We start from the raw sequence: 11388 nt of genomic DNA, 5'->3' as shown, positions 1-11388 counted from the left end.
CTCGCCGCGAAGCTTCTCGATATCCCCCAAATCCACGCCGACAGGATGCCCGACCCGAAGACCAAGATCAAGTTAAGTTAACGAAGTACTACTAGGTCAGCTGAAAGCAGGGACCGCGCATTTCCTGTGCCGGGCGCTCCGGAGGGAGGACAGACGACAGTTTCGGAGAAACCCGAATGCCTCCGCAGACGGAACCGAGTGGCCGTAGCCGCCCGCTTCACGGTGACAGGCCCGTATGGTTCGGCTCCAGGAGGGCCACTGGACCTGACACGCTTTCCGGACGGGGGGTGCCGGAGGCCGCATAGTCTCCTTCACCTCGACTGAAGATCAGGTACATCGCAAGGGGAACCACGGAGTTCGCCTCCCTGGCACGAGACTTGGGCGGCACATAACTGCCGGCAAAGCACGCGCGTGGTAAAATGTGCCACAGGGTGCCGCGGCCAACTGCTTCGACCTTCGCATGTGGTGGCAGAGGCCATCATTCTCGCCGAGCGAGTTCGTTGAGCCATCGATGCAACTGGGGAAGTACCTGCTCGTGGAGCCCTTCTTGCTCGCAGCGCATTCCCCCGTGAGCGACGATCGCTGCGAGGAGCCCTTGAAAGTGCGCCGGAACGGACTCGGCCATCGTCCGGGCAGCGGCTCGCCAGCGTTCCAGCTCGGCCGGTTCTTCGTCGAGCTTGCTTCCGTTGTGGTAAAGGACCGCATCCATGCCGATTGGCCGGATGGCCCGGTCGCTCTTGTCCTCGAGGTTGAGGATGATCCCGACACCAGGCGGGTCGAGGTCTCCCCAGGCCGCGATCGGGAGCGAAGGCGGCACGCGACTGCGCAGGAAGAGCGCCAGTGCGTCGGAGGCGAAGCCTCCGGTCCAGATGCACAGCCATTCGGTGGGGACGGTCGTGCGCGAGGAAACGGCCTCGAAGGTCTCCTGGTTCTCGATCAGGAGAACCCCCGCGGCCTGAAGGTCGAGGCGGCCGTCCTGGGCCGCAGCTCTTCCGGGCAGTTCGATGAACGGCTCGGCCCGAGAGAGATCGGCCACGAGGCCCTGGCGGTGCCATTCGGCAGGGCCAGTCATCCTCAGGCCGGTGTCCGCAGTGTGAACAGCATCGCTGAACGGCCGTCCGATCAACTTGGAGAAAGCAGCCTTGGATGCATCAGTCCACTGTTTGCTCCCGCCGAGGGCTTGCGTCGCGAGTTCACGCTCGCCGTACTTCCAGCCACGGCTCACGCCTCGGTACCACTCTGCCGCAGCTCGTATGGCAGCGTAGTAGGTGGCCCAGTGGCTGGTTCCGGTGCGTGTTCCGGCTGGGGCGAGCCTGCGGTTGTCGTCCGGGAGCGCCGCGAGCAGGGAGCGTTCCGATGTGAGTTCCCGCACACCGGCCATCGCGGCCATGGCCTCCTCACGTTCTCTGAGTACCTTCTGGCGCTTGACGATCGAGCGATAGCGGGCTTGGCCGCGCTTGGTCCTGATAGGTCCGTCCGCACCGATGAGAAGTTGCCGTAGGGGCAACGCATGGCGGCTGCCGCGCAGTACGGCGTCAGCGCGCCCGAGGTGGATACCTTGACCGGTCACGGCGTTGGTGCCGAAGAGGTCGACCAAGTCGGCACGTTCACGTGCGGTCAGGCGCATACGCATGGAACGGTCCAGCTTCCCCCCGTTGGCAATGCGCTCGCGTGCCAGGGTGCAGAAGAGCTGGCCGCCCGGGGTGGCCGTCCATTCCGCGAGGTCGGGGTGGAGCACGACGTGGGCGCGCATGTCAGTCCAGGTCCGCTTCGCTGATCAGGTCGCCCGTCCGGCTGTAGAGGTCGTCGTCGCCCTCGGCGTCGAAGACGTCCTCCTCGTCGTCCGGGTAGAGCTCATCCTCGTCCTGGTCGAGGTCGTCGCCGAGGTCGTCGTCCGTGCCGAAGTCAAGCGCCGCGCCGCCGATGAGTGCCGGATCGACCATGACGTGACGCCGGGTGCCATCCCAGATGATCGGTGTGGTCAGCACGCCTTCGGTCTGAGGATCACGGAAGAGTTGGTAGGTCGCGACGCCGGGGACTTCCTCGTAGAAGCCCCACTCGTCGTGGCTCGCCATGACGAAGTCCAAGTCGAGTTCGACGAGCAGGCCCATGCACTCTCCCCTCATTTCGGCATCGATTCCGGCGAACGCCTCATCCAGGTAAACGGGGCGGGGGGCAGTGGGTGCTGCGCCGGTGTAGTGGGCGGCGGCAGCGGCGAAGAGAGGGAGCTGCAGCATCACGGCCTTCTCTCCACCCGAGCCCTTTCCGTGCATGCCGGCGTCGATGTCGATCCACTTCTGCTGTGGTCCGGTCTTGTACTGGACGCGGATACGGCTCCAGGTCCTGTAGTCGAGAGCGGCGCGCAGATGGGCCTTCCAGTCGGTTCCGCCCTCGGCCTCGCGAGCCGTCGCGATCTGTTGGCCCAGGAATGTGATGAGGTGCTCGCGCGCGCTGTCCGGGAGAAACCGGCTCGCCTGCTTGTCCAGCGTGTCCAAGGCCTCCCGGGTCTCCCTGCCCTTTTCGGGGTCCGGCTCCCAGACCAGCCGCATGACCTGTCCGGAGGCAGTGCGACGCAGCCCGAGCAGCCGGTTCATCTCCCCAACCAGGGCCTTGGCTCCTGCCCGGCGACGGCGCAGGTGGTCGCCGACCTGTCCGAGGAGGACCTCGGTGAAGAGGTCGTGCTCGCTCGCGTCGAGGAGGCGGCTGCGTTCGCGGACCTCCGTCTCAACAACCGCCAACGCCTGGGTGATGGTGTGGCTGCGACCGTTGTGGATCAGCCGGACAGTGACCAGCCGTTCGTCGTTTCCGCTGCGGACGGTCCAATCCTGGCCGGCAAGCTCCCGTTCGAGCTGGTGCCTGGCCTGGTCGACATCGTCGCGCGCCTGGTCGAGCGCGCCTTGGTCTCCCGGGTCCTTCGCGAGTTCGGGCAGCACGGCCCGGGCCCGAACAGCAGCGCTCGTCTCGGGGCTCGGCACGGAACCCATGGCGGACACCAACTCCATGAAACCGAGTTGCTGGAGCCTGTCGTAGTCGCCGGACCGGTCGTTCAGCAACTCTTGGCGCTGTTCGACCAAAGCGATCGACTGCTCGTGTGCCGCCTTGCGACGGACGGCCCGTTCCGTCGCCCGTTCGACCATTCGGTCATTGTTCTCCTGCTGCTTCGCCGTATCCGCGAGCGCTTTCTGGGCGATGGCCAACTCGGCCAGCACGGAATCAACATCCGCGCCGACCACACGCCGCCGCACGTCGTACTGCTCGCGCTTCTGGCTGGCATCCCGGATCGCCGTCTTCTGATCCTTGTCGACCACGGCCAGGTGGGTCTGACAAATGCTCAGGAGATTGTCGGCATCCTCGTACTGCTGTTCCCGGTGTGCCCATGCCTCAACCTTGCGGAACAGTTCGTCAAGGCTTGTGCGGTACTCCTGCAGTGCGTGCCGTTCGGAAGCCAGCAGGTCGAGTCGGGTGGCGGTCGCCCGTTCCCGCGCGTAGAGATCGAGGGCGGCTCCGGCGTCCTCCAGCTCCCGTTTCCGCCCAGCCGCGGCAGCCTCGTCGAGTTCGCGTTGCTTGTCGTGTGCTTCGAAGACCTTCCGAGCGGTGGCCAATTCCTGCTGGCGGCTTCGCAGTGGCACGTCAAGGCCGGCCGCATCCTCGTACTCGGAAGCGAGGTCGTTCTGACGCCCGCGAGTGGTTTCGAGCCGCTCGTCCAGATCGAGGAGCATGGCGTCCAGCTCGGCAATCTGCTCGTCGAGCACACGCAGGCGCCGCTGCCGCTCCGCCTCGCGGGCCGCGGCTCCGATGTACGCAGGCTCCGAGACGGCGGTCCGGCCGTGAGCGGGCCCGATTCGCCAGGACCCGTCGGTGGCGATCCAGTCGCCGGAAGGCGGCGGGGTGCCAGGTCGGGCGAGGGCCAGGCCGGCGAGGACACGGGCGGTCACCTCGACGGGGACCATCGGGTTGTCGACAGGCTGCAGGACGGTCGTCAGTGAGGGGCCGGGAACCGGCGCACGGTCGGCCGGCAGAACAGTATCGAGCGTACTGCTGTCGAGGACCGCCCCTGAGGAGGTGACCCAGGCGTCGAGGACGCCCGAGCCGAGGAGCGAGGACTCCAGCCCGGTCCTCTCCGAGTCGGTGAGGTGTGGGGCGAACTCCAAGAGTCTCCACAGCGGCGCTCCGTCGGCGGCTGCAGTGCGGTCCCGGCGCCGGTGGGGCGGTGGAGCCGGGAGCGGGTCGGTCTCCTGAGCCACTCGCAGACGAGTCCGTGTGAGCGCCTTCTGATCGTTCCCGACGCGGCGCCAGTCGCTCTCCAATCCGGCCGCTGCGATGGCCAGTTGCTCGTACAAGCGCTTGGCCAGGCGGGTGAGCTCCTGGGACAGGGTGGAAGCGCCAGGCAGACCGAACGTCGGTACGGCGGTGTTCAGCTCGGTGAGCTCGTCGTCGGTAAGCAGGAACTCGCGGCAGCGGTCGCCCCAGTCGGACAGACCTTCGCGGAGTAGGGCGACCTGGTTGGCCACTTCGGTTTCGTGGTCGCCCATGGCCTTCCTTGAGGCGTTGCAGAGCGTCCTGCTCTTCTGGAACGCCTCGTTGGCATGGTCGAAGGCAGCCTGGACCTTCTGGACCGATGTCGCGAGCTCCACGGCTCGTTCGAGCACGCTGGCGCGGGCCTGTACGTGGCCGAGAAGTGTGTCCTCCGCTTCCTGCGGTGTCGTGCGGATCACTGGAACGCACTGGGTGTGCGTGTCTTCGATCCGGGTTTGGGCCGCGCGGACCGCCGACAATTCCTCGGCCTTGCCAAGTGCCGCTGCCGCCACGATGAGGCGCTGCCTCTTCCCGTCAGCGGCTGAGGCGGCGTCGGTGACTGCAGTCTCGGCCTTCTTGTACCGCTCCTGCAGTTCGGGGAGCTTCGCCTTGGCTTCTTCGGCTTGCTCCTGCAGCCGGGAGAGGAGCTCGTGCTGCTCCATCAGGGGATTGGAGCGCAACTCCCCGAGAGCGGTCTGGAGCTTCTCGTGCCGCTCCTTGAGCTGCCGCCGTTCCCCAGTGGCCTGATCAAGTGCCTTCTCGGCCTCCGCGAGCTCGTCCGATGCCTTGTCGCGGCCACGGGTGGCCGCGTCGAGTGACTGTTCGGCTTTGACCACGTGGTCGGCCAGGTTCCGAGTCCAGCGGCGTGCATACCTGGTGTACACGGATTGGAATGCCTGCATGCCTAGGAGGTGCCGCTCCTGCTGCGCGAGGTCCTTCCGGTCGCGGGCCAACTGGTCGAAGCGGACTGCGAGGTCATCCAGGAGCACGGTGCTGACCGGCGGGAGGCCGTTGCTGAGCATCCGGCTGAGCTTCTCGCCGTTGAAGTTCTCGCTAAGCTTGGGCTTGCGAAGGACGAGAAGCAGCTCCACCAGGGACGCCAGGCTCCCGGAGCTGAATCCGAAGAGGCGTTCGGCAACTGCGGCCCGATACTCGCGACGGTCCTCGAAGACGCTCTGGGGGCCGAGCCGGGCCTCCAGTTGCTTCCGCAGATGTGGCTGCCGGTGCTCGTTGAACAGGTCGAAGTCCTGGCCGACGCGCTTCTCGGTGACGAAGAACCAGGGTTTGTGCAGCCCGCCCTTCACGGACGTGCTGGCCCGCATGCCGATGCCGATGGTGACGTACTCGTGGCTGCCGTCCTCGGCGACACGCCCGTACTCGCACCAGCTGTATCCGACGCGCTGGGTGCGCCCGCGGTGCAAGAGGTTGTCCCGCATCGGACGGGCAGTGGAGCCGAACGGGTCCAGCCGGCGGGCGCTGAGGACCGCGTCCAGCAGGAGTGGGCTGGTGACTTCCATCACCTTCGTCTTGCCGGCCCCGTTCCGGCCGCGCAGGATCAGGCCGTGGCCGTATGAGACGAACTCCTGCTCCTCGTACTCCCAGATGCCGATCAGGCCCAAGCGGAGCTGCTGGAACCGATTTCGTTCCGGCACGGGGAGTGCGCCGTCGAGAATGCCCTGCAGTGCCGCGCTCGGCGCTCCGTCAGTCGGTTCCGTCACCGTAGAGGTCTTCCGTTTTCGAAGGGCGAACAGTCGATGGCGTGCCTGGCCTGGTCCCGGCTCCGGCCTGCTCCGGGCCGAACAGCAGGAGCGCTTCTCCCTGGACGCGGGCACCACGCCCGGTGGGATCGCGGTACCGGGCGGCAGCGGCACGGACCCGGACACCGTCATCGTGGGGGTCCACGAGGCCGAATTGGACCAGCACAGGCAGTGCGTACCGGAGTGTGGTGGCGGCATCGACGGGCCTGCCTTCGATCTTCGCCACGACGCGGCTGATCTTCGCGGCCACCAGATCGGCCAGTTCGAGGAGACGGTCGTCCCGGACCATGAAGCTCGTTCCGGTAGTCACGTTCGCCTCACCAGCGAGCAGATCGGCCAGCGCGAGGGCGGCGACGGACGCGGCGCTCGCGGCAGGGAATTCCAGGTCGGAGAAGTCCTGGTCCACAATGGCCACGCCGTCGGCGCGAACTTCCACGCGGGTGTCCAGACTCAGGCGGAGGTCGGCAACGAGCTCGTCCCGGTGCTCGGCGAGGTAAGCCCGCTGGGCGACTGGAAGGTCCTCGACGTACACGACGGGATGGTCGACGAGCCGACGCATGACGGCCTGCCGCAGTTCGCCGTCAGTGGGTCCGTGACCTGCGAGATCACCGCCCTGCACATGCAGCAGGGCGTCCGGCCCCTCTGCCAGGCTGGGCGGCACCGGGCAGGCTATCGCGAAGGCGGCCGTGCGATGGTCTATGTCGTAGAGGGCGTTGCCTCCGCCAGTAACGTATGCCTGTTCGTGATCCGCCGTGATCCCAGCATCCCGGGTGGGCACCAGGACGCCGTCCTCCGTGAGGCGGCGAATTGCGGCGACCAGGTCGCGGCGTTCGCGGGTCGCCGTGGCGTCGAACCGGCGGATCGAACTGCTCGCAGTGGTGAGCGCAGTGACACGGTCGGCGAGCTCGGTGATGACGGTCTGCTGCCCGCAATCCACCAGTACGGCCAGGACTGTGCAGTACAGGGTGCACTGCCGCGCTGTCGGAATCGAGGGATCGGGGAATCGGCCGGGGTCCTCGGGGACCTTCAGCAGCCGAACGCGGTCTCGTTCCACCAGCAGTGTCCAGCCCAGCCGGTGGTCGAACCAGGTCCGCAGCTCCTCCTCGTGCACACGGGCCTGATCGATCAGCCGTCCGCGCCGGCCCCGCCGTCGGAGGGTCGGATTCCGCAGCAGTGCGCGGATGACTTCACGACGCTCGTGGCCGTCCTGCCCAACCCAGTCGCTCATCTTCTGCCCCGCCCGTTCAACGACAGAGTCAGCTGGAAATCCTTCGTGCTCAGCCGCCCGCCGCGAAGCCCCACTCCTGCCCCGGTACGTTCGGTCGGCGCGATACCCAGAGTGACCAGAAGCCGCCCGTCCGGTGTCCGGGCACGTCGAATTCCACCAGTGCGCTCACGTACGGACAGCGCCAAGGACAGGCAAGCGAGGAAGACCTCGGCCTCGGAGCTGTCGAGCTGGCCCAGTTCCGACAACCGGATCGGCCCTCTGGCGGCAAGCGACCTCTCGGCGGCCTCCACGGTCGCGTGCTCCTGCTGCTGTCGGGCCGCTAGAAGGCTCTTCGCACGCCGCGGGTTGCGGATGCGGGGCAACGGCCCGGAGCTCGCTCGCGGCCCCCTGGCCCGGAGCTCGGCGGAGACCGGTGCGGGATCGCTGTGCCACCAACTGGTCTCGGGCTGCAGATCGGTGCCGGCCTCCGGCGCTGCGGGATGACCGAGATGGCGAGCGGAGTAGTTCCCGAAGGCCGTGCGCCAGAGGGCGGTGGACTCGCGCACACTGCCTTCCCGGTCGAAGCGGTCGAACCAGCCGGCCAGGGCCACCAGGTCGGCCGTTCGGCTCGCCCTGCGGAACCGCTGGTCGTTGATGTGGCCAACGGTGAGGATGATGAAGTTGATCGCGTCGGAAGCGCGGTCGAGCAGCAACTCGGCAACCGGAGGCCGTTCGGTGGCGGGCACGAACCATCGGCGCAGGCCGTTCCACCTCTCGCGCATCCGTTCCACCTCCCGGTCAACGGCTTCCTCATGACTCAGACCGAGGACTGGTGCGGTCTCCAGGGCGGCGAGCTCCGGGAGCCTCGACAGCAGGCGCGCCCTTTCAGCCTGTGTGATCAGCTTGGCGATCAGAGGGGAATTCTGATGCAGCACCACGGTGAACGAACGCAGGTACCGGACCACGACGTTCTTGTAGGCGATGAAGGTCTCCGGGTCGCGGATCTCCTCCGAGGCCAGGGAGCCGTTGAGGCTTTGGACGAAGAGCTTCGCGTCTTCCGAAAGCCGTGCGAACCCGTTGGTCGTCGTCCGGAAAGCACCTAGTGCCGCCTCCAAGTCCTCCTCGCCAGAACGCAGGGCACGGACCAGTGTGGCAAGAGAGGTGAGGATCTCCGGCAACATCGAGGACTGCAGGGCGCCAGCATCAGCCATGTCCTGGTCGATCCGGGTCATCTCGCGGTGGACCCGCGCGCCGGCCGACGTCAGTTGGTACAGGAAATCTCGTTGGAGGTACTCCTCAGGCGTGGTGATCCGCCGGGTGTTATGAATACGGTCCACGTTGCCCCACCGGTACAAGTCCTCCAGCAGAGCATCAACGGAGGGGAGTTGCGCCAAGAGTTCCGGCTCGACCGACAGTGCTTCCCGGACACGCTGCGCAACCTCCTTCGTGCTGAGGTGGATTCCCAGCCGGGATTCCTCGTCCAGCAGTACATCCAGGACCACCCGGTAGAAGAGCGCTTTGTCGTGGTTCAGATAGGCAACGACCTTCATGCGCCCGCCGAACACGGGTACCCCTGACATCGCACCTCATCAAGATCAGTTAGCCTCACAGCACTGCGCCTGCGGCCGGAGAATCGATCATTTAGAGATGACGCCGCTCGCGTGCCAGGCGAGGCGGGTTCGGCCAATCTCCGGTGCTCAGCTTATACGTATGAAACAAAGCTGGGACCGGGCTCTATCAACCGGAAATTCACACCTGAGGCCCGCCCTGCGTTGAGCTGATGGTAATACGGTCGCCCGACGCAGCCGTGCCGGACCAGACCCGGGACTCGGCCCGCCACCAAAGCACTGAGTCCCCTCTTGCCGTCATCAACGCCTATGCGTACGGGTCGCGCAGCGGTCGAGGCTCGCGCACCCCTCGCGTGATCTTCTCGGGCAGGTCCGGGCCGGCAGTGTAGTAGCGGCCCTGCGCTTCACCCTGGGCCGCTAGCCAGCCGGCGCGGACGAGTTCGCGGATGTCGCGTTGGGCCTGCTGCTCGCTGAGCTCGGCGTCAGCCTGGTAGGTGGCGCGGCGCAGACGGTTGCCCATGGCCGCGGGGTAGAGGGCGTAGAGCATGCGGTCGGGCCAGCCGCGTTGCTCGACGGCTTCGTCGAGGGCGGTCCAGACCTCGCGGGTGGTGTTCACCTGGCGCTCGACGCTCTGGGCCTGCTGGTGGTGGGCGCGCAGGCAGAACCGGATCCAGGGCAGGGTGTCGCGGTCCGGAGTCCAGACGGGGCCGCCAACATCGGCGAGGATGTCGTAGTAGCGGTAGGTGTTGCGGGCCCGGCCGAGCCATTCCTCGATACTGGAGAACTCCGGCGCCATGATCCCCTCACGGGCCAGGACCAGGGTGTGCAGGGCGCGGGACATCCGCCCATTGCCGTCCGACCACGGGTGGATCGCCACCAGGTTCAGGTGTGCCATCGAGGCCCGCACCAGCCCCGGAGCGTTCAGGTCGCCCTCGTTCAGCCACTCGACCAGCTCGTCAGTCAGTACTGCCAGCTGCTGGGCATCAGGAGCGGTGTACGCGGCGATGGTCGGGTCTTCGGCGGAGGTGACGTACACCGGCCCGGTACGCCACCAGCCGGGCCGTTTGATCAGGTGGTGGCCCTGCATCATGAAGTGCAGCGCGTTGAGCAGGCCCTTGCTGTAGGCGAAGTCGTCGCCCGCTTCGGCGAGGCGCTGGATGTAGGTCATCGCCTGCCGATAGCCCTCGATCTCGGCCGTGACGGTGTCGTTCGCATCGATCGGCGCTTCGCCGACCATGATGTCCTCGACGTCCGACACGCTCGCGGCGTAACCCTCGATCGTGTTCGATCCTGCGATCGCCCGCGCCGTGAGGTTACGTCGCAGCTGCCCTTCCCAGCGACGTGAAGTGCGCAGATGGAGACGCAGCCGGTCGCGCATCTCGCCGATCTCCGCGAGGACGGACTGGTCGATGTCCTGCAGCGATGGCACACCATAGAGCATGAAGCAATGACACCATGACGGCATCAAGCAAGCAAGGAGAATCGGCGCAACCATGGTGCATGAGTACTTCAATGCATCCCTGGGAATCAGCCGCCCCGGATCCGTTCAGCGAGATCACCACCGCCGACCCTCCGGCTCCGCCGAGCGCCCTGCGCTCGCACTACCGCACTTCACCGCTCACCAACCCTCGCCCGCCGGCCTCCCCGGCCACCCCGGCCCAGACGCAGGCCTGGGCCAGCTTTCTGGCAGGGGCCGTCCACAATGGGCTCGACCCGACACTGGTCACCCAATGGCTGACCATCCTGGCCGACGCCACCGGCAGCCCTGTCCTCCCGTCCCTGGCCTCCATGCCGTAACCTCCGCCTCCCGGTCATCCTGACCGGCCTGGAAGCCACCACACACGCCCCCTATCTCGCCGGCTGGCACCTGCGGATCGAGCCCGAGCTCGGGCAGCTCCCCCTCCGCCTGATCACCACCGCTCTCATCACTGCGGCAGTTTTCGGCTGGATCGCCGATGGCTGCAGCCGCTCCACGATCAAGAACACCCTCGCCATGCTCTCCCGCATCTTCGAACAGGCCATCGTGGACGGCATCCTCGAACGCAACCCCGCCCACATCACCGGCTGGCAGCGCGAATACCATCAGGTCGAAGACGAACTGCGGGACCCCCGCTCCCTCGCCCTGCGCGACCGGGACGCCCTCACCCAACTCGCCGATGCCCTGGTCGCGGCCCCATACAACCGCTATCGCGGATGGGGTGATGTCGTCGTCCACAACGCCTGCACCGCCACACGGATCGGCGAGGTCTCCGGAGTCCGGGCCCGCGACGTCGATACCGACAAGTGGCTCATGACCTGCCGCCGACAGACCACCCCCGCTCCCGGCGGCCTGGTCGACAAGCACACCAAGGGTAGGGTCGCCCGCCTCATCCCGATCATCGAACCATTGCGCCCGCTCATCATCAGGCGGCTCCAAGCGACGCGAGGCGGCCCGGACGCCCGCCTCTACACCGGCCCGCGCGGCGGTCCCCTCTCTGTCAGCCTTGGGTGAGACATCCCGCTTTGTCGGGTTAGCCTGAGAGGGCCCGAGTAGGAGTTCCACCCCTGATGACCAGCACCA

The 11388-nt window shown here is 66.8% G+C and carries 7 protein-coding genes; 2 read left to right on the top strand and 5 right to left on the bottom strand.

The features are described from left to right. Positions 1 to 478: 478 nt before the first annotated feature. From ACFWPI_RS38760 to ACFWPI_RS38740, 5 genes are all read right to left on the bottom strand, one after another. Entirely contained in the window at positions 479 to 1753 is a 1275-nt protein-coding gene (locus ACFWPI_RS38760; protein ID WP_380380472.1) for a Wadjet anti-phage system protein JetD domain-containing protein, read from the bottom strand. A gap of 1 nt (position 1754) precedes the next feature. Beyond that, complete coding sequence (locus ACFWPI_RS38755) at positions 1755 to 6014, bottom strand: TIGR02680 family protein (RefSeq protein ID WP_380380471.1); 4260 nt, start codon at positions 6012 to 6014, stop codon at positions 1755 to 1757. Further along, positions 5998 to 7281, bottom strand: coding sequence for a TIGR02678 family protein (locus ACFWPI_RS38750; RefSeq protein ID WP_380380469.1), 1284 nt, complete (start codon positions 7279 to 7281; stop codon positions 5998 to 6000). The genes ACFWPI_RS38755 and ACFWPI_RS38750 overlap by 17 nt, the downstream gene beginning before the upstream one ends. Then, the gene (locus tag ACFWPI_RS38745; RefSeq protein WP_380380467.1) at positions 7278 to 8810 is read right to left on the bottom strand and encodes a TIGR02677 family protein; all 1533 of its coding nucleotides are present in this window, start codon (positions 8808 to 8810) and stop codon (positions 7278 to 7280) included. The genes ACFWPI_RS38750 and ACFWPI_RS38745 overlap by 4 nt, the downstream gene beginning before the upstream one ends. Positions 8811 to 9135: 325 nt before the next feature. After that, positions 9136 to 10257, bottom strand: a complete 1122-nt coding sequence (locus ACFWPI_RS38740; RefSeq protein WP_380380465.1) for a Fic family protein — start codon at positions 10255 to 10257, stop codon at positions 9136 to 9138. A 71-nt stretch (positions 10258 to 10328) separates the two neighbouring features. Here ACFWPI_RS38740 and ACFWPI_RS38735 point away from each other — a divergent pair, with 71 nt between their 5' ends. Next, the gene (locus tag ACFWPI_RS38735) at positions 10329 to 10625 is read left to right on the top strand and encodes a hypothetical protein (protein WP_380380463.1); all 297 of its coding nucleotides are present in this window, start codon (positions 10329 to 10331) and stop codon (positions 10623 to 10625) included. 196 nt (positions 10626 to 10821) lie between these two features. Further along, the gene (locus ACFWPI_RS38730; protein WP_380380461.1) at positions 10822 to 11319 is read left to right on the top strand and encodes a hypothetical protein; all 498 of its coding nucleotides are present in this window, start codon (positions 10822 to 10824) and stop codon (positions 11317 to 11319) included. Positions 11320 to 11388: the final 69 nt, after the last annotated feature.

Origin of the sequence: Kitasatospora sp. NPDC058492, from assembly GCF_042720685.1 — a bacterium.
GTDB lineage: Bacteria > Actinomycetota > Actinomycetes > Streptomycetales > Streptomycetaceae > Kitasatospora.
This window is presented reverse-complemented; position numbering and strand designations above follow the sequence as displayed.